Source organism: Rhodanobacter sp. ANJX3 (genome assembly GCF_014200755.1).
In the GTDB taxonomy this organism is placed as follows: domain Bacteria; phylum Pseudomonadota; class Gammaproteobacteria; order Xanthomonadales; family Rhodanobacteraceae; genus Rhodanobacter.
Genome location: NZ_JACHCM010000004.1, coordinates 361,785 through 380,053, shown reverse-complemented (window position 1 = coordinate 380,053; position 18,269 = coordinate 361,785). Strand labels below are relative to the sequence as shown.

The 18,269-nt window shown below is 66.8% G+C and carries 19 protein-coding genes; 11 read left to right on the top strand and 8 right to left on the bottom strand.

The window, feature by feature from the left end; genetic code table 11:
• The first annotated feature begins 21 nt into the window (after nucleotides 1-21).
• From HDE76_RS13395 to fabG, 7 genes are all read left to right on the top strand, one after another.
• Entirely contained in the window at nucleotides 22-756 is a 735-nt protein-coding gene (locus HDE76_RS13395) for a xanthomonadin biosynthesis protein (protein WP_184508284.1), read from the top strand.
• Nucleotides 757-827: 71 nt separating this feature from the next.
• A complete protein-coding gene (locus tag HDE76_RS13390) occupies nucleotides 828-1,097 on the top strand; it encodes a hydroxymyristoyl-ACP dehydratase (protein WP_179481101.1) in 270 nt (89 codons plus the stop codon).
• Nucleotides 1,094-2,053: an acyltransferase gene (locus tag HDE76_RS13385; RefSeq protein ID WP_184508281.1), complete on the top strand. Its 960-nt coding sequence runs from the start codon at nucleotides 1,094-1,096 to the stop codon at nucleotides 2,051-2,053. The genes HDE76_RS13390 and HDE76_RS13385 overlap by 4 nt, the downstream gene beginning before the upstream one ends.
• Nucleotides 2,016-2,648 carry an outer membrane lipoprotein carrier protein LolA gene (locus tag HDE76_RS13380; protein WP_255481591.1) on the top strand — a complete coding sequence of 211 codons (633 nt, stop codon included), beginning with the start codon at nucleotides 2,016-2,018 and terminating at the stop codon, nucleotides 2,646-2,648. The genes HDE76_RS13385 and HDE76_RS13380 overlap by 38 nt, the downstream gene beginning before the upstream one ends.
• A 2-nt stretch (nucleotides 2,649-2,650) precedes the next feature.
• Nucleotides 2,651-4,969, top strand: coding sequence for an MMPL family transporter (locus HDE76_RS13375; protein WP_184508275.1), 2,319 nt, complete (start codon nucleotides 2,651-2,653; stop codon nucleotides 4,967-4,969).
• Nucleotides 4,953-5,387 (top strand): phosphotransferase, encoded by a 435-nt coding sequence (locus HDE76_RS13370; protein WP_184508272.1) that lies wholly within the window; start codon nucleotides 4,953-4,955, stop codon nucleotides 5,385-5,387. The genes HDE76_RS13375 and HDE76_RS13370 overlap by 17 nt, the downstream gene beginning before the upstream one ends.
• A gap of 10 nt (nucleotides 5,388-5,397) precedes the next feature.
• Nucleotides 5,398-6,135: a 3-oxoacyl-ACP reductase FabG gene (gene fabG / locus HDE76_RS13365; protein ID WP_184508269.1), complete on the top strand. Its 738-nt coding sequence runs from the start codon at nucleotides 5,398-5,400 to the stop codon at nucleotides 6,133-6,135.
• 9 nt (nucleotides 6,136-6,144) lie between these two features.
• Here fabG and HDE76_RS13360 read toward each other — a convergent pair whose 3' ends face one another.
• The 4 genes from HDE76_RS13360 to HDE76_RS13345 all read right to left on the bottom strand — a co-directional run bounded on the left by HDE76_RS13360 (nucleotide 6,145) and on the right by HDE76_RS13345 (nucleotide 10,697).
• Nucleotides 6,145-7,737: a tryptophan 7-halogenase gene (locus tag HDE76_RS13360; protein ID WP_184508266.1), complete on the bottom strand. Its 1,593-nt coding sequence runs from the start codon at nucleotides 7,735-7,737 to the stop codon at nucleotides 6,145-6,147.
• A 130-nt stretch (nucleotides 7,738-7,867) separates the two neighbouring features.
• Complete coding sequence (locus tag HDE76_RS13355) at nucleotides 7,868-8,656, bottom strand: glycosyltransferase family 2 protein (RefSeq protein ID WP_184508263.1); 789 nt, start codon at nucleotides 8,654-8,656, stop codon at nucleotides 7,868-7,870.
• Nucleotides 8,653-9,495 carry a beta-ketoacyl synthase chain length factor gene (locus HDE76_RS13350; RefSeq protein ID WP_184508260.1) on the bottom strand — a complete coding sequence of 281 codons (843 nt, stop codon included), beginning with the start codon at nucleotides 9,493-9,495 and terminating at the stop codon, nucleotides 8,653-8,655. Before HDE76_RS13350 ends, HDE76_RS13355 begins: the two co-directional genes overlap by 4 nt.
• Entirely contained in the window at nucleotides 9,492-10,697 is a 1,206-nt protein-coding gene (locus tag HDE76_RS13345) for a beta-ketoacyl-[acyl-carrier-protein] synthase family protein (protein WP_184508258.1), read from the bottom strand. Before HDE76_RS13345 ends, HDE76_RS13350 begins: the two co-directional genes overlap by 4 nt.
• Before the next feature lie 161 nt (nucleotides 10,698-10,858).
• Between HDE76_RS13345 and hemF the strand changes: the two genes are divergently transcribed.
• Nucleotides 10,859-11,767, top strand: a complete 909-nt coding sequence (hemF, locus tag HDE76_RS13340; protein ID WP_184508255.1) for an oxygen-dependent coproporphyrinogen oxidase — start codon at nucleotides 10,859-10,861, stop codon at nucleotides 11,765-11,767.
• Nucleotides 11,768-11,906: 139 nt separating this feature from the next.
• Here hemF and HDE76_RS13335 read toward each other — a convergent pair whose 3' ends face one another.
• On the bottom strand, nucleotides 11,907-12,581 hold the full coding sequence (locus HDE76_RS13335; RefSeq protein WP_184508252.1) for a hypothetical protein: 675 nt from the start codon (nucleotides 12,579-12,581) through the stop codon (nucleotides 11,907-11,909).
• 139 nt (nucleotides 12,582-12,720) lie between these two features.
• Between HDE76_RS13335 and gpmA the strand changes: the two genes are divergently transcribed.
• The 3 genes from gpmA (at nucleotide 12,721) to HDE76_RS13320 (ending at nucleotide 14,532) form a co-directional block, all read left to right on the top strand.
• Nucleotides 12,721-13,464: a 2,3-diphosphoglycerate-dependent phosphoglycerate mutase gene (gene gpmA, locus HDE76_RS13330; RefSeq protein ID WP_179480991.1), complete on the top strand. Its 744-nt coding sequence runs from the start codon at nucleotides 12,721-12,723 to the stop codon at nucleotides 13,462-13,464.
• A gap of 2 nt (nucleotides 13,465-13,466) precedes the next feature.
• On the top strand, nucleotides 13,467-13,841 hold the full coding sequence (locus HDE76_RS13325; RefSeq protein ID WP_184508249.1) for a cupin domain-containing protein: 375 nt from the start codon (nucleotides 13,467-13,469) through the stop codon (nucleotides 13,839-13,841).
• A gap of 121 nt (nucleotides 13,842-13,962) precedes the next feature.
• Nucleotides 13,963-14,532, top strand: a complete 570-nt coding sequence (locus HDE76_RS13320) for a DUF1453 domain-containing protein (protein ID WP_184508246.1) — start codon at nucleotides 13,963-13,965, stop codon at nucleotides 14,530-14,532.
• 146 nt (nucleotides 14,533-14,678) lie between these two features.
• Here HDE76_RS13320 and HDE76_RS13315 read toward each other — a convergent pair whose 3' ends face one another.
• The 3 genes from HDE76_RS13315 to HDE76_RS13305 all read right to left on the bottom strand — a co-directional run bounded on the left by HDE76_RS13315 (nucleotide 14,679) and on the right by HDE76_RS13305 (nucleotide 18,261).
• The gene (locus tag HDE76_RS13315; protein WP_184508243.1) at nucleotides 14,679-15,545 is read right to left on the bottom strand and encodes a type 1 glutamine amidotransferase domain-containing protein; all 867 of its coding nucleotides are present in this window, start codon (nucleotides 15,543-15,545) and stop codon (nucleotides 14,679-14,681) included.
• A gap of 12 nt (nucleotides 15,546-15,557) precedes the next feature.
• On the bottom strand, nucleotides 15,558-16,868 hold the full coding sequence (locus HDE76_RS13310) for an amidohydrolase (RefSeq protein WP_179481003.1): 1,311 nt from the start codon (nucleotides 16,866-16,868) through the stop codon (nucleotides 15,558-15,560).
• 82 nt (nucleotides 16,869-16,950) lie between these two features.
• Nucleotides 16,951-18,261, bottom strand: coding sequence for an SGNH/GDSL hydrolase family protein (locus HDE76_RS13305; RefSeq protein WP_343205710.1), 1,311 nt, complete (start codon nucleotides 18,259-18,261; stop codon nucleotides 16,951-16,953).
• Nucleotides 18,262-18,269 lie beyond the last annotated feature (8 nt).

Genomic DNA, 18,269 nt, shown 5'->3' with positions numbered 1-18,269 from the left:
TCGGTCATCACGGTATCCGGTATGACGCTTCCGCCTCTTTCAGCTGAGCCGCCGCGGCGTATCGTCGACACGCGCCGCTATGTGCTGCCATTGCTGCTTGCCTATCCGGTTTTGGCGATCGCCGGCGACGTGACGCATCGACAGATCTTTCCATTGATCGCGCTGCTCCTGCTGGCCACCGCGCTGATGCTGCCGCGGCTGCTGATGCTGCGCATGGGCGAGTGGCTGGTCTGGCTGGCGATTCTGGCGGCGCTGCTGCTGTCGTCGGTGTTCGGCTTCGCGGACCTGTTGCTGGAGAGCGTGCCGATTCTGGTCAGCGCACTGCTGGCCATCGGTTTTGGCAGGACGCTCGGCACGTCCGAACCGTTGGTCGCCCGTTTCATCGTGGCGCTGGAAGGTCTCGAGCGCCTGGCGCAACCGGGTGTGGCGCGCTACGCGCATGACATCACCTGGAGCTGGACGCTGCTGCTGGCGGCACAGGCCTTGCTGCTGGCGATGCTGCTGTTGTGCGCCGAGCACACGGGCGTGCTGGCGCGTCTGGGATTCACCTCACCGCTGCCGGTATCGGATCGCTGGGCCGCGATGTGGTTGCATGTCGGCGGCTATCTGGTGCTGGCGGTGGCCTTTGCGCTGGAATACGGCTACCGCCGCTGGCGCCTGCGCCATCTCAGTCATCTCGGTCTTCACGACATGCTGCTCAAGCTCATGCTTCAGTGGCCGCAGCTGATGCATGGCAAAGGGGCGTCGCCGCGATGAGTGCCGATGTGATCAAGACGGACGCAGACGAGACGGCGACACTCCATGAAACCTTTGAGCACCCATTCTGCATTGGGCTCGATCATCCTTCCTTGCCCGGTCACTTTCCCGGTCATCCGCTGGTGCCGGGCGTGATCCTGCTGGAGCAGGTCGCGATGGCGTTGCGCACATGGCGCGGGCAGCGACTGGCCCGTGTGATGGACGCGAAATTCGTGGCGCCGCTGCTGCCGGCCGAAACCGCCGTTGTACGCCTCACGCAGGCCGCTGCCGAGCGCCTTCGCTTCGAGATTTTTCGCGGCGACACGCTGTTGGCGCGCGGCACGATCGAGGCGGCAGCATGACCACCAAGGAGCACTGGCAGGACCGCCCCGAGGGCGGCGGCTTTTTCGCGATGTGGATCATCCGCACCATCGCGCTGTACGGCGGCCGCGGGCTGGCCCGCGCGTGTCTGTATCCGATCACGCTGTATTTCTATCTGCGGCGCAAGCCCGAGCGCCTCGCCTCGCGGCAATACCTGCAGCGTGTGTTTGGCAAGCCGGCCACGATGCGCCAGGTGTTCCATCACATGCACAGTTACGCGGCGACCAGCCTGGACCGGATCTTTCTGCTGGCGCGTGGCGAGTCTCTGTTCGAGATCGAAACCGAAGGGCTCGAATTGCTCGATGCCTGTATCGACCGCGGCCACGGCGTGCTGCTGTTCGGTTCGCATCAGGGCAGTTTCGAAGCCCTGCGCGCGGTGGGCGCGCGGCGGCCGGACATGTCGATCCGCGTGGTACTGGACAAGCAGAAAACGCCGGCGATGACGCGCCTGCTGGAAGACCTCGCGCCCGACATCGGGGCCAACGTGATCGATGCCTCGAAGGACGGCACCAGCATCGCGCTGGCGATGGCCGAGGCCTGTCGGAGCGGGGCGATGGTGGCGATGCTGGCCGATCGCGGCCGCGGTCACGAGTCGCTGCGTCATGCGGAGTTTCTCGGCTCGCCGGCGCCGTTCCCGATCAGCCCGTGGCTGCTGGCGCATACGCTGCAGGTGCCGGTGATACTGTGCTTCGGCCTGTACCTGGGCGGCAACCGCTATCGCGTGGTGTTCGAGGCGATGGCCGACCGGGTGGAGATTCCGCGCAAGCAGCGTGGCCCGGCCCTGGACGCACTGATCACCCGCTATGCCCAACGCCTGGAACACTACGTCCATGTCGCACCCTACAACTGGTTCAACTTCTATGATTTCTGGCAGCAAGATGTTCGCGGTACTGCTGTGCATGACGTTGCTACCCTGGGCGAGCGCGTCGAGGTCTGAAACCACCGCAGCTGCGGCATCCTCATCGGCCACATCGCAAACCTTGATTGCGGCATTGGGCCAGCCCGCACCGGCGCGCACGCCGTTTGCCGAAGCACGCTTTCTGAAAGTTTTGGACAAGCCGCTGGTCGTCTCCGGCGAGCTGGCCTGGCTCGGCGGCGATCAGCTGCAGCGCCGCGTCGATCATCCGAATCAGGAAACGGCCAGCATCGCCAACGGCGAAGTGACGCTGCAGCGCGCGGGCAAAAGTGCGCGCACGTTTTCGCTGTCGCACGCGCCGCAGCTGCAGGTGCTGTTGGACAGTTTCGTAGCCTTGCTCAGCGGCGACGGCAGCCGCTTGCAGCAGGCGTTCAACATCAGCCAGACCGGGCAGGCCAGCGGCGCGTGGACGCTGACGCTGACCCCGCGCGATGCGAAAGTCGCCAAGACCGTCGCCAGCATCGTGATCGACGGTGAAGGCAAGCAGCCGCGCTGCATGCAGATGCAGGAAGCCGATGGCGATCTGGCCATCGACCTGCTCGGCCCGCTGGCCGACCAGATGCCGTCGCAGCCGACGCGCGCCTCGCTGCAGGCGCTGTGCAAGGGCGCGCACTGAGCATGAGCCAGCGCGGGCGTGTCACGCTGCTGGTCCTGTGGCTGCTGGTACTGGCCGGGCTGGGCTGGATGGTCAGCCAGCGGCTGAAGGTCAGCACCGATCTGCGCAGCTTCATGCCGGCACCGACCACGCCGGATCAGCGCCTGCTGATGGCACAGGTCGGCGACGGCGCCGGCTCGCGCCTGCTGCTGCTGGCCATATCGGGCCAGCCCGACGCGAAGCTCGCCGCGCTCAGCCAGGGCCTGGTCGCGGCGCTGAAAAAAGATCCGCGCTACAGCCAGGTGCTCAACGGTGGCTTCGATCTCGGCGCACTCGACCCCAAGCTTTTGCCTTATCGCTACCTGCTGTCGCCGACGCTGGATACCCAGCCGCTCGATGAGGCCTATCTTGCCGACCAGCTGCAGCAGCGGCTGGACGATCTGTCCTCGCCCGGCGCCAGCCTGCTCAAGGACCTGCTGCCGCGCGACCCCACGCTGGAAGTGCTGAAGCTGGCCGAACGCTGGGCGCCGCCGAGATCCCCCGAGCTGCGCGAGGGCGTATGGTTCTCGCCGCAGCACGAGGCGCTTCTGGTGGTGCAGACCGCCGCCGCCGGTTTCGATCCCGACGCGCAGGCCAAGGCCATCGGCGGCATCGAGCAGGTGTTCCGTGCTTTGCCCGGCAGCGCCGGCGCGCATCTGGATCTGAGCGGGCCGGGTTACTTCAGCATGGTGATCGGCGCGCAGACGCAGCATCAGGCCGAATGGATCGGGCGTATTTCCACCCTGGGTTTTATCGCGCTGTTGCTGCTGGCCTATCGCAGCGTGAGCTCGCTGCTGCTGGGCGCGCTGCCGATCGCCAGCGCGGCCCTGGCCGGCATCGCGGCGCTGACGCTGGCGTTTCCCGAGGTGCACGGCATTACGCTCGCTTTCGGTTTTACCCTGCTCGGCGTGGCGCAGGAATACCCGATCCGCGTGCTCAGCCATCGGCGCGCGGGCGAGGACGCCGTGCAAAGCGTGCGGGCGCTGTGGCCGCTGCTGCTCACCGCCATCGCGTCGGCCTGCATCGCCTACCTGGCGTTCTATGCGTCGGGCGTGAGCGGCCTCAAGCAGCTGGCGGTGTTCACCATCGTCGGCCTGCTGGTCGCCGGCTTCAGCACGCGCTACCTGCTGCCGCATCTGCTGCCGCGCAAGGCGCGCGACGTGGCCGATCTGCCCTGGCTGGTGAAGGCGCGCGAGCGGGTCGATCGCCTGCCGCGGCCGCGGTGGATTCCGCTGGTCGTGGCGCTGGCGATCGTGCTGATGCTGGCGTTCGCGCCCGGACCGTTCTGGCAGAACAACCTGGCGGCGCTAACCCCGCTGCCGCAGGACATGCTGATGCACGACGCGCGCCTGCGCGAAGCGCTGGGCGCGCCGGACGTGCGCTACCTGCTTGTCCTGCAGGCGCCGACCGAGCAGGGCGTGCTGGCGCTGTCCGAGGCGCTGCAGCCGAAGGTCGATGCGCTGGTGGCGGCGCACGCGGTCGACGCTCTGGAGCTGCCGTCGCGCTATCTGCCCAGCGTCGCCTTGCAGCGATCGCGTCAGCAAAAGTTGCCGGATGCCGAGGCGCTGAAACATTCGCTCGGCGATGCCCTGCAGGGCCTGCCGTTCCAGCCGAATCTGTTCCAGCCGTTTCTCGACGACGTGGCCACGGCGAGCCAGCTGCCGCCGCTGACTCCGGCCTTGTACGCGGCCTCGCCGCTGGGACAGCGTCTGGCCTCGATGCTGACTAAGCGCGACGGCCACTGGCTCGGGCTCGGCTCGATCAGCGGCCTGCACGATGTCGCGGCAGTGCAGGCGCTCGGTGACAACAGCGGCGGCACGGTGCGCCTGCTCGATCTGAAAGCGGCGTCCGAATCGCTGGTGGTCGACTACCGTACGCGCATCCTGCAGGCGCTGCTGGCCGCGACCGTGCTGCTGATCGTCACCATCAGCTTTGCGCTGCGCAGCCTGCGTCGCGCCTGGCACGTGCTGGCGCCGATGACGCTGGCCACCTTTCTGGTGCTGGCGGTGGAGCGCGTGGCCGGCATCGAGATTTCGCTATTCCATCTGGTCGCGCTGATCCTGGCCGGCGGCCTGGGCCTGCACTACGCGCTGTTCTTCGAGCGCGATACCGGCGACCCGGCCGAACAGCGGCGCACCCTGCATGCGACCGGAGTCTGCGTGCTGTCCGCGCTGCTGGTGTTCGGCATGCTGGCCTGGGCGACCATTCCGGTGCTGCGCGCGATCGGGCTCACGGTGAGCCTGGGCGTGGCGTTCCACTTCTGTCTTTCCATCCTGATGGCGCCGCATGCTTCCGAAGACTGACTGGGCGGCACTGATTCCGCACGCCGGCGCGATGTGCCTGCTCGACGCCGTGGTGGCGTGGGACGAGCACACCATCCACGCCGTCACCGAGGGCCACGCGCGCGCGGACAATCCGCTGCGCGGTACGCAGGGGCTGCACGCGGTGCATCTGGCCGAATACGGCGCGCAGGCGATGGCCGTGCATGGCGCCCTGCTGGCGCGCGCCGCGGGCGCGAAAACGGCCAAACCCGGCCGGCTGGTCAGCCTGCGGGATGTGCAGCTGCTGGCCGAGTATGTCGACACCTGCGATGGCCGTCTGGACGTCCATGCGCAATGTCTGCAGGCCGGCGAAGCCAGCGCGCAATATCTGTTTCGCGTCGAGCACCGCGGCCGCCTGCTGGCCAGCGGCCGCGCGGCCGTCATCCACCCCGACTCCTGAGATCTACGCCATGACCGCGATTCCTTCCTTGCGTCGTGCTTTGGTCACCGGTGGCAGTGGCGAGCTGGGCAGCGCGATCTGCCACGCGCTGGCCGCTGGCGGCTATCACGTGATCGTGCACGGCAATCAAAGCCTGCATCGCGCCGACGACGTCGCCGCGGCCATTCGTGAGCAGGGCGGCAGCGCCGAGTCGTGCGCCTTCGACGTCACCGACGCGGGCGTGACGCGCGCCGCGCTGGACGCGCTGCTGGCCGAAGGCACCATCCATGCCGTGGTCAACAACGCCGGCATCCATGACGACGCGCCGATGGCGGGCATGTCCGACGAGCAGTGGCATCGGGTGATCGACGTGTCGCTGCACGGATTTTTCCACGTCACCCAGCCGCTGCTGTTGCCGATGGCGCGCGCGCGCTTCGGTCGCATCGTGTCGGTCAGTTCGGTCGCCGCGCAGGTCGGCAACCGCGGCCAGACCAATTACGCGGCGGCCAAGGCCGCGCTGCACGGCGCGACGAAGTCTCTGGCGCGCGAGATGGCTTCGCGCGGCATCACCGCCAACGTGGTGGCGCCGGGCATCATCGAGGGCCGCATGATCGGCGACGACTTTCCGCCCGAGCGTATCCGCGAGATGGTCCCCGCGCAGCGCGCCGGCAAGCCGGCCGAAGTCGCGGCGCTGGTTGCCTTTCTGTGCAGCGACGCGGCCGCCTACATCAACGCCCAGGTCATCGGCATCAACGGCGGCATGGCCTAAGAGAAATTCTCAAGCGGCGAACAGCATCGGCCGCAGCCGCGCGCGGGCCAGGTCGCGCATGTCGCCGCGCAGCGCGTCGCCACCGTCGGCCACCGCGCGCTCGACGATACTGGCAGCCAGCCCTTCGAGCAGGTCGAGGTTTTCACGCAGGCGCATACGCAAGGCGGCATCGCTGAGCTGATCGTGCAGGGTGGCATTCATTTCGGCGAACCACGGCAGCATGCCCTGGTCGAGCATGCCGCGCGGATTGCGCCCCTGCGACAGCGCATGCCAGCGGCCGAAGAAATGCTGCATGCGTTCGTTGAGCGCCTGCGCCGCCTCGAGTTCGCGCGCCATGTCGGCGAACAGCGCGGCATCGCCCAGGCGCTGCTGGAACACCAGCTGGCACAGCACGCCCCAGTAGTAGGCGTAGTCCCAGATCACCTTGATCGGCAGCACTTCGGCGTTGCCGAACAGCGGGTACTGATGCCGATAGAGCTTGAGCGTGCTCTCGTAGAACGACAGGAACAGCCGCTCGTACAACCGCGCGTACGGCGCGATCGGCTGGCCGGCGCGATCGATCGCCACCAGCCGGCAGATATAGGTGTTGGCGATCGCGATGAAGTCGGTGCCGGGCGAATAGAACGGATCGAGAAACGGCCCGGCCTCGCCGGTGAGCGCCCAACGGTCGGCGCTGAACATGCGCGCACAGCCGTAGGAGTAGTGGCGGAAAAACGCGAAGTCGAGCAGCTTGTCCTGCCGCTTGCCCACTTCGCGCGCGATCGCCGGCTGGTGCACGCCGAGCCAGTCCTGCGCGCGCGCAAAAGTGTTCATCGTGTCGATCGGATGCATCGCCGCGTCGGCCACGATACCGACCGAGTGCGCGCCCGAAGCCAGCGGAATCAGCCAGGTCCAGTAACCCGAACCGCACAGGTGGTTGGTCGAGCGCCAGCGCTCGGCGGGGTTGCAGCGGCTCTGCCAGTCGCTGTCGTCGCACCAGCCGTCGATCGCCAGACGGTCGTCGAGGCGAAACCACACCGCGTTGGCGTGGTGGCCGTTGTCGCGGGTCAGCTCGAGCCGGCGCCGTATCATGCCGGCGCGGCCGGAGGCGTCGAGCAGCCAGCGCGCGCTGAGCGCATGCGTATCGCCGCCGGCGTCGCTGTAGCGCACGCTGTGCGCGCCGTCGTGGCTGCCCAGTTCGAACGTCTGCACGGTCACGCCGTCGCGAAAATCGATGCCGCGCCGGCGCGCTTCGTCGCCGAGAAAATTCTCGAAGATGCCGCGATCGATCTGGTAGCTCGGCGTCGGCAGCACCCGACGAACGCCCAGCTCCGTGACGTTCTCCAGATCGCTGCGGCCATCGGAGAAAAAAAAGCGGAAGCCGAATTTGCGGATGTGCTCGGTTTCCAGATGCTCGCGCAGGCCCAGCGTCTCGGCCAGATAATGCGCGGCAATCTCCACCGTCGACTCGCCGATCTTGTGCGCGGCGGCGGGCAGCGGATGCGCGCGGCGCTCCAGTACCACGATGTCCATGTCCGGAAATTCGCCGCGCAGCTGCAGTGCCAGGCACAGCCCGGCGAGGCCGCCGCCGAGTATTACCGCATCGTGGGACGTGTTGGTCATGCAGACTCCGCGCCGCCGTTTCGGCCTTGATTATGCACCGTTTGATCGTCGCACGGCGCCGGTGTTTTGGGCGTCAGCGGCGCGGCGTATCGACGCGTAATTTCGCCGCATGCGCGCGGCGATCGATCGATTACGGCACCGGCGCCAGGGTGGTCAGCGGCGCGCTCGCGCCGATTTGATCGACCACCAACGGCTGCGCGCGCGAGCGCCGGTAGCTTTTCACGATGTTGCCGTAATGAATCACCCGGCCGATGGTGTAAGTGGTGATGCGGGTGACGTCGCGCACGGGGGCGAAGTGGCTGCGCCGAAACGTGCCGTGATAGCGCGAGGCGATGGGCACCGCGACGACGCCGAGCTTTTTTTCACGCGAGGCGGCAATCAGGATCGCCGCTTCGAACACGAAATGTTCGGCCGGCAGGTCGACCAGTTCCATCGCACGGCGCGGATACCAGCGCTGGCCGCTCTGGGTATCCGCCACCGGCTGCGCGCAGGCCCAGGAAATGCCCCAGTCGGCCACTGCGTTGGCGCGGCGTCGACCCTTGGGCTGCTGGTCGCGATCGAGCAGGCGCGCGCCGATCACGATGTGCTCGGGATGGCCCGCGGCGGCCGCGACGATACGCGGAATATCGGCCGCCAGATGCTGGCCGTCGCCGTCCATGGTCAGCACCGCGTCGAAGCCTTGCCGCAGCGCTTCGCGAAACCCGCAGCGCAGCGCCTCGCCCTTGCCGCGCCGCTGCGCGTGACGCAGCAGGGTCACCGGCATGGCCGCGACGATCTCGGGGGTGCGGTCGTTCGAGCCGTCATCCACCACGATCACTTTCGCGCCCAGCGCCAGCACCGACTGCACCACCGACTGGATTGCCTCTTCCTCGTTGAGGCAGGGAATCAGCACGCACCAGCGGGCGGTGGAGGCGATCACGCGACCTGCTCCGCGGCGCGGCTTGGCGCGTGATCTTGCCGAGCTGCGGCGGCCCGCAGCTCGATCCGCAGCGCCAGGCTCGCCGCCGCCTTCAGCTCGCAATGGCCGTGGCCGCGCGCCAGTACGGCCAGCAGCGGCAGCGCTTCGGCGGAGGCGTTGGCGGTGCGCCAGCCGGCCAGTGGTTCGGGCAGCGCGTCGTCGGCCAAGTCCTGAATCGGCGCCAGCGTGATGTCCAGCGAGGCCAGCGTGCTGTCGCTGAGGTCGGGAGTGATCACCAGCGCACAGCCGAACGACTGCGTGCAGCCGGTTTCTTCGACCAGCGGAAACACGCCGGCGATGTCGCTGCACACCAGCAACACCGGGCAGCGGTCGGCCAGCGCATGGCTGATCGCTTCGAGCAGCCCGGCGCCAAAACTCATCCGCTGTGCGCACACGGCGGTGGACGGTTCGTGGCAGCCGGTGGCGATGGTCCAGTAGCCGGCCGGTGCGTTGTGCACCGAGTTGTGGAAGCGGATAGGCGAGAGCTCCTTGGGCGCGCTCGCCAGCGTGGCGCACATGTAATCGGTGATCGCCTGATCGCCGTGCGAGGAGGAAAACACGCAGGTCAGCGAGTCTGCCGTGCGGCCGCTCATCGCCACCGCCTGGCCGGCTACCTCGGCTGCCAGCAGCACGCTTTCCGGTGCGCGGCGGCGTTCGTTCGGCGGCAGCGTGGTGGCGGCCGGTTTCGGTGACGGCGGCTCGGGTGCGTGGCCGCCCAGCAGCGCCTGCAGCGCAGCGAAGTCGCCCAGTTGCTTCGACCAGAGGCCGATGCCTTCGACGTGAATGCGCAGCGGCCTCATGCGGCAAACTCCGCGCGGGCGAAGGCGAGGCAGGCGTTGTTGCCGCCGAAGCCGAACGAGTTGCTTAGCGCCACGTCGACCCGCCGTTGTTCGTTCGTCCAGGCAAACTGTGGACCGCAGCCGGCGTCGGGCGTCGCGCCGCCGAGGTTGCCCGGGATCAGGCCGTGTTCGATCGCCTGCAGCGCGATGGTCGCCTCGATGATGCCGGCGGCGCCCAGCGTGTGGCCGGTAAACCCCTTGGTCGAGCTGCCGCGGGTGCGCGCTGGAAACGCGCGGCTGACCAGTGCGGCTTCCACTTCATCGTTTTTCTGGCTCGCCGTGCCGTGCAGATTGATGTAATCGACCCGATCGGCGTCGATGCCGGCGCGCGCCAGCGTGTCGCGCAGCGCCAGCTCGGCGCCGAGGCCGTCCGGGTGCGGCGTGGACATGTGGTGCGCGTCGCTGGCTTCGCCGTAACCGAGCAGGCGCGGTGCCGCCGGGGCGATGTCGACCCGCTCGAGCAGGGCGAAGCCGGCGGCCTCGCCGATCGAGATGCCGTTGCGCGCGGCGTCGAACGGCCTGCACGGCTGCGGCGAGACCAGCTCCAGCGCGTTGAAGCCGAACAGCACGCTGTCGCACAGGGTATCCACCCCGCCGACCACGGCGGCATCGACAAGGCCGAGCCGGATCAGCCGTTCGGCATTGGCGAACGCCTTCGCGCTGGACGAACACGCGGTGGAAATGGTCAGGCACGGACCTTCCAGTTCCAGCGCCGCGGTGACAAAGGCCGCCAGCGAATGCGGCGCGTGTATGGCCGGGCGACGCATGTCCGCGGGAAAGCCGCCGTCGGCGTCGAGCCGGCGGTAGGCGGCTTCCGTCTCGCCGATGCTGGCGGTGGAGGTGCCCAGCATCAGCGCGATGCGGTGCGTGCCGTAGCGTTGGCGCGCGGCGCGCACGCGGTCGAGAAAACCGTCCTGGTTCAGGCCGAGCCAGGCCAGCCGGTTGTTGCGGCACTCCCACACGGCCAGCGACGCCGGCAGCGGTGCGTCCTCTACGCCAGCCACGCGGCCGATCCAGCAATCCAGCGGGGCGCTGCTGAAGTCGTTCGGGCGCAGGCCGCTGCGGGCCGCTTGCAGGGCATCGAACTGCGCCGCCAGGCCGTGGCCGATGGCCGAGGTGGCGGTGTACGCGGTAACCGCAAGCGGTGTCATGGGATCGGGCATCGCAAAAGCCTACCGGTCGATTCGGGGATTGCCTAGCCTTCCGATGGATCGGCGGCAGACGGCGCCGATACTGAAGTTTCGGGCATGAAGGCCGCGGGAACGCCGACGCCTGCCGTGACGCCTTGTTAAGCTCGCCGCTGTCGAATGGATCGGGACAAATGATGAGCGAGCAGGCCGAACGTGCCGAAACCTTCCTGAGAGGACTGCAGGACCGCATTTGCGCCGCCGTGGAGCAGGTCGACGGCCGCGCCCGCTTTGTCGAGGATGCCTGGACGCGCGAGGGCGGCGGCGGTGGACGCACGCGCGTGCTGAGCGAAGGCGATGTGTTCGAGCAGGCCGGCGTCAATTTTTCCTATACCCGGGGCAAGTCGTTGCCGCCTGCCGCAACGGCACGCAAGCCCGAACTCACCGGTGCTTCGTACGTGGCGGCCAGCGTCTCGCTGGTGCTGCATCCGCGCAATCCGCACGTACCGACCACACACGCCAACGTGCGGTATTTCGAGGCCGGCAAGCCGGGCATGGACCCGGTGTGGTGGTTCGGCGGCGGCTTCGACCTCACGCCGTTCTATCCGTATGAAGAAGACGTACGGCACTGGCACGGCGTGGCGAACGCGCTGTGTACGCCGTTCGGTCTGGATGTCTATTCGCGCTACAAGAAATGGTGCGACGAATATTTCTATCTCAAGCACCGCGACGAGACGCGCGGCGTCGGTGGCCTGTTCTACGACGACCTCAACGAGGGCGGTTTCGAGCGCTGCTTCGATTTCATGCAGGCGGTAGGCAACGGCTTTCTCGACGCCTACCTGCCGATCGTCGAACGCCGCAAGGACACGGCATACGGCGAGCGCGAACGCGAATTCCAGCTCTACCGCCGCGGCCGCTACGTCGAGTTCAACCTGGTCTACGACCGCGGCACGCTGTTCGGCCTGCAGTCTGGCGGGCGCACCGAATCGATCCTGATGAGCCTGCCGCCGCGCGTGCGCTTTGAGTACGCCTACGCGCCGGAAGCCGGCTCGGCCGAGGCGAAGCTGGCGGATTATTTGAAGCCTAGGGATTGGATTGAGAGTTGAGAGATGAGGGGCGAGGGGCGAGGGGCGAGGGGTGAGCGAAAGGCGGAGAGCCGACTCGCGCCGACTGCCGGCTTCCCGCAGCGCCTTCGTCTGACGCCCTCGCTACTCGCCCCTCGTCCCTAGCTCTCGCTCCCGCTCATCAAGGAGTCGCGCCACTAAACTTCACCACGGTGGCGCCTTTGACCGGGCCGATCTGCGCGCTGTCGCTGACTTTCAGGATCACCTCGCGACGAAACTCCAGCGTGCCCTGTACCACGGCGTGCGGGCCGATCACGATCACCGGCGTGTGGGTATTTTTGTGGATCCAGCCGTGCGACTCGTCGACCAGGATGCCGCCCTCGACGTGCGAATTGGCGCCCACGGTGACGTCACCGGTGACCGTGTCGATGCCGCCGGCCACGTGCGCGGCCTCCAGCGCGATCACACCGTTGACGTTGCTGACCTTGCCCAGCACCTCGGCGCCTTGGGCCAAATGCAGGCCACCGTTGACGGCGGTGACGTCACCGCTGACGCGACTGGCACCTCCCAGCGTCACGGCGCCATTGACCGTTTCCAGCGACTTGGCCTGCCCCTTGTCGCCCAGATCGATCGAACCATTCACCGTATTGGCTTTCTCCACCGTGGCGCCGTCGCCGATATGGACCGAACCGTTGACCGTGCTCACGTCGCCGGCCGGCTGGTTGGCCTCGACAGTGACCGAGCCGTTGATCTTGCTGATGTCGTCGCCGCTGGCCCAGGCCGCCGAGGGCAGGCTCGCCAGCGGCAGGACCACGGCAAACGCCGCGCTGATGAAAATCGTCGGGAATCGACGCATGGCAGTCTCCGTAGATGATGTGTGCAGTTAGGATGCGCCGGCGCGCCTCAGGGTTTACCGTGACCTGTGGCAGGGGTCGGATTTGACGCTGCCGGCTCGCGGCCGCACCATGCCGGCCTGTCCACACCTGATGATCGCCATGCACAAGCTCGTACTGATTCGCCACGGCCAGTCGCAGTGGAACCTGGATAACCGCTTCAGCGGCTGGGCCGATATCGACCTCACGCCGCAGGGCAACGCCGAAGCGACCGCCGCGGGCGAGCTGCTGAAGTCGTCCGGCTATACCTTCGATGTCGCGCATACGTCGGTACTCAAGCGTGCGGTGCGCACCCTGTGGGGCGTGCAGGACGCGCTGCAGCAGATGTGGATACCGGTGCTGACCGACTGGCGCCTCAACGAACGCCACTACGGCGGCCTCACCGGCCTCAACAAGGCCGAAACGGCAGCCAAGTACGGCGACGAGCAGGTCAAGATCTGGCGCCGCAGCTACGACATCCCGCCGCCGCCGCTGGAGCGCAGTGCCAACGAGTCGGTACACGATCCGCGCTATGCCACGCTCGATCCCAAGGAAATTCCCGACACCGAATGCCTGAAGGACACCGTGGCCCGCGTGCTGCCGTACTGGCACGAGACACTGGCGCCGGCGATCCGCGCCGGTCAGCGCGTGCTGGTGGTGGCCCACGGCAATTCGCTGCGCGCGCTGGTGAAGTACCTGGACGATATTTCCGACGAAGCCATCGTCGAGATGAACATTCCCAACGGCATTCCGCTGGTTTACGAGTTCGACGAACACCTCAAGCCGCTGCGCCACTACTACCTCGGCGACGCCGCCGAGATCGAAGCGAAGATGGCGGCCGTCGCCAACCAAGGTAAAGCGAAATAGCCATGGCCAAGGCCACCTCACCGCAGGCCGTAGCCGCCGCGCTGACCGAGTACTGGTCGCCACGCGTGGTGGGCGAGCTCGAGGAAAACTACATCAAGGTCGCCAAAGTGCACGGCAGCCTGTGCTGGCATAGCCACGACGACGAGGACGAGCTGTTCCTCGTGCTCAAGGGACATCTGCGCATCGAGCTGGAAAACGCCGAGGCGATCGAGCTGGACCAGGGCGAGATGTTCGTGGTGCCCAAGGGCGTGCGGCACAATCCTGTTGCGTCGGACGAGTGCCACATCCTGCTGATCGAGCGCAAATCGACCCTGCATACCGGCGATGTGGTGATGGACAAAACGCGCTCGCTGGCCGAGCAGCTCGGCGACGCCTAGCAACGGTTTAGGGTGATGCCCGGCGCATGACAGTCGTCATGCGCGACGGCGGTATCCCGTCAGTCGTCACTGCCTCGGCGCTGGATTAAGCTGTGCCGGTATCCACTCACCGGCGATGCCCATGCCTGCCCACCTGTCCCAATATCTCATCATGCTGCCGATCATGGCGTGGGTGGTTTGGCGCCGCGTCAGTCGCTCGTTCGGCCGCCAGCCGATCAAGCGCAAGACCATGATCGCGCGCATCGCGATTTTTACCGTGATCGGCGTGCTGCTCGCGCTGGCCGGCCTGCATAAAATCGAACTGGCCGAAGGTTTGTTCGGCGGCGTGATACTTGGCGCGGCGCTCGGCATCCTCGGCGTGCGCCTGACCCGCTTCGAAGTCGATCCGGTACGCGGTGACTGCTACGTCCCCAATCCCTGGATCGGTGCGTTTCTCACCGTGCTGCTGCTCGGCCGGCTCGCTTATCGTTTTGTCGTGGTGATGCCGCAGGTACATCAAGCCCATGTCGCCTTGCAGGGGCAGGGCGTGCCCGACGCCGGCGCACAAGCCTGGTCGTCCGCCTACACCTCCAGCCCTCTCACCATGCTGGTGATCGGCCTGCTGATCGGCTACTACATCCTCTACTTCACCGGCCTGCTCATCCACCATCGCCGCTTCCAGCGCGCGCAGTTGGGCGCCACAGCGGTGTAGGTTGGCTGTGAGCGGAGCGCGAACCCCAACGGTCCTCAGCGTTCGATGTTGGGGTTACAGCTCGCTCCTGCGGCCCTTCGGGCCATTCGCTGCGCGAATGTTCGTTTCGGCATCCAGCCTCCACTGTCGCTTCGCTCACCGCCAACCTACGTCTTTGCTTCGGCCAGCATCGCCGAAAACTCCCGGGCGAATCGGTGCACGTCGCCGGGCCAGCGGGCTGACAGGTAATTGCCGTCGCGGACCACGAATGCCGGGGAGTCGTCGGTGGCGCTGTCGCGTGCGATGCCGTTGGTTTTGCGCGCGTAGTCTTTCACATCGGGGGGCACGTCGCGGAAATCGGCGGGGTCGGCCAGCGCGCGCGTCACTTCCTGCTGCACCGACATATAGCCGTCCGTTTGATCGGTCGCCTCGTTGTAGGTTCGGTAATAGTGAGGATCCCAGAAGCGAGTGATGCGCGTCGTCATCCACGCCTTCTTCTCGAAGGCCCAGGTCAGTGCGGTGGTGCGGCGGCCGAACAGCACGGATTTGCCTGTCTTGGGCGAGCGGCTGCGCGCGGCGAGCAGCACGCCATGGCAGATCGCCGCCACCGGCTTGCCGGCATCGAAGAATGCCACCGCGAGCTGCTGCAAAACAGGGCTTTCCAGATACTCGCGCATGCCACGCGCGCGATGTCCGCCAGGCAGCAGCAGTCCATCGAAGTCGTTGGCATGGAGCTCGTCCCAGCGCCGTGGCGAACCAAACGCAATATCGTTCTGCATCGCGGCGTAAGCTTTGCGCGCATCGCCATTGGCGCGCAGCACCAGCCCGACCACGCGCAGCCTGCGTAGACCCGGCAACCAGCCCCACGGGTCCAGCCCTATGCCGCTGAGCATCAGCTCATCCGAGTGCGCGGGCTGTCCATCGGACGTGGCGAACACGACGACATGCCCATCGCTGCGCAAGGTCTGCCAGCTCACCGCGACTTCCGACGGATCGGAATCGCGGCTGGGTAAAGGGATAAGCACGTTGGCCATGGGGAGGGGCGCTCAGGCCGCCGGCCCATTCAAATAATCCAGGCTCGCCTGCAGCATCGACTCCATGCCGATGGTCAGCGCGCCTTCGTCGAGAAAGAACTTCGGCGAATGGTTGGACGGCGCCTTCGAGGCGTCCTGGCCCTTTGGCGTGGCGCCGACGAAGAAATACACGCTAGGTACCGCTTGCGCGAAGTAGGCGAAGTCTTCCGAGGCCATCCACGGCTTCGCTTCGATCGCGTGGTCGCTGCCGATCGCCTTGCCGATGCTGGCGCGCACGCGCGCGGCGAGCGCGGGGTCGTTGACCAGCACGGGATTGCTGTCGCCGACCGGAATCTGTTCGTCGACCGTGGCGCCATTGGCGGCGGCGATGTGCTCGGCCGTCATCTTCAAGTCGTCCACCGCCTGCTGGCGCATGCCGGCGTCGAAGGTGCGCAGCGTGCCCTGCAGTTCCACCTGGTCGGGCACGATGTTGTAGCGTGAGCCGCCTTCGACGATGCCGAAGCTCAGCACGGCGGGCAGCGTGCTGATATCCAGCCGGCGACTGACGATGGTCTGCGCGGCGGTGATGATTTCCGCCGATGTCACGATCGGGTCAATGCCGTTCCAGGGCATGGCACCGTGCGTCTGCTTGCCGTGCACCACCATGCGGAACCAGTCCGAGCCGGCCATCGTCGGCCCCGGCCGTACCGACACCGTGCCCACGTTGAGCGAGCTGACCACGTGCATGCCGAACATCGCGTCCGGTTTGAAATCGCGAAACAGGCCTTGCTTCAGCATCAGCGAGGCGCCGCCTTCCTCGCCGGCCGGCGCACCTTCTTCGGCCGGCTGGAACACGAACAGCACCGAGCCGTGCAGGGTCTTCTTCATGCCGCTGAGCGCCTGCGCCATGCCCAGCAGCATCGCCGTATGCGCGTCGTGGCCGCAGGCGTGCATCACGCCGGTCGGCTTGCCGCGGTATTCGCCGGTCGCCGTCGAGGCAAACGGCAGTCCGGCCGGCTCGGTCACCGGCAGCGCATCCATGTCGGCGCGAATGGCCAGCCGCGGACCGGGCAGATCCCCCTTAAGCAGCGCGACCACGCCGGTATGCGCGATGCCGGTATGCACCTCCAGCCCGAACTTTTTCAGCTGCGCCGCCACCAGCGCCGACGTGCGCACCTCGCGGTTGCTGAGCTCGGGATGCTGGTGAATATCGCGCCGCCACGCGGTGACTTGCGGCAACTCTTTCTGCGCCATTGCCTGCACGCTGGGCGCGGGCGTATCGGCGGCGTGCAGCGACGAGATTACGACGGTGGCGAGCGCAAAAGCGAGAGCGGTGCGGCGCATGGGCATCTCCGAGCCAGGGACGACCGATGCTAGCGCGTGCGGCTTGCTTCGTGCGGCTTTCCCATATCTGCGCTTGCGATCGTTACGAGCGCAGTAGTGCCTCTAGGTCGACAGTCTCCGCCATGGCCTTGTTACCCGCGTCGCCGGGATGCAGGTGGTCGCCGGAATCGTAGGCGTGCAGCAGGCGCGTGGGGTGGGCGGGATCGCGCAGCAACGCGTCGAAGTCGACAACGGCATCGAATTCGCCGCTATGGCGTATCCAGTCATTCACCGATTGCCGCATGCGTTCCTTGTCAGCGGAGTAGTAGCCCATCAGGGGAGTGTCTTTCAGTGCACCCTCGAATGGCGTCAATGTTGCGCCGACAATGCGTACGTTACGCGCATGGGCTCGGGCGATGATCTGTCGATAACCGGCGATCAGCTGTTCGGCATCGGCAGCGCCGTCGTCGGGCGCAAACGCCATATGGTTCCAGCTGATGTCATTGATGCCGATCAGCACGATCACCGAGGCGATGCCCGGTTGGCTCAATACGTCGCGATCGAGCCGGGCGAGCGCGTTGTCGCCCATTTTGTCCTGCAGCAGTCGCGCGCCGGAGATGCCTGCATTGAGCACGGCCACATGTTTGTCTGCCAGCCGCGCCGCCAGGAAATCGGGCCAGCGGGTGTCGCGATCCATCGTCGCTCCGGCGCCGTCGGTGATCGAGTCGCCCAGGGCCACGACGGTGCGCGTTGTCGATGGTGCATTGACCAGGATCGCGCTTAAAAACAGGCGGCTGGTCAACGTCGACTCTGGCGCGATCGATGCCTCGGCCGTCTGATCGCCGGTCACCACGTAAGCGGTCTGTCGCCCGTCCCAGTGAAAGGTGGACGGTGCGGTCGGGTGCGGAAAATACAGGCTCACCGATACGCGCTGAAGTGCGGTCACGGGAAGATCGATGGGGTCGCTCAGAGCCGGTGCGCCGGGCGGGATGGTGACGGAACGCCGGCCCGAGAACGTGATCGGTCGATCCGTGCCGTTGACGATATCGGCACCGTCGCCTGCCAATGCCAGGTGGGCCGAACCGACGACCAGCGGTGCGGTGCCGTAGGCGTTCGACAATTGAATACGAACGCTTCGCCCACCGACGCTGATGCGTGCCGTTTGCCGCAGGGTCTGGTTCCAGACATTGAACGGGACATGGGTCGGCAGGGGAAAGTCGCCGGCCCAAAGCGGCTGCGGGCTGGCCGTCCATGTCGTGATCCAGTGCGCGTCGCTCGTCGTCGGCAGTGGAGCTGCCGCTGCCATAGTGGCGAGGCAACCGGCGATGGAAAACAGAATCAGATGCATGAGTCGGCGGCCGGCGTTAGGCATGAGGAATGGATACGTCGTAGAGCGACGCGTGTGGGAATGCATGACGATCT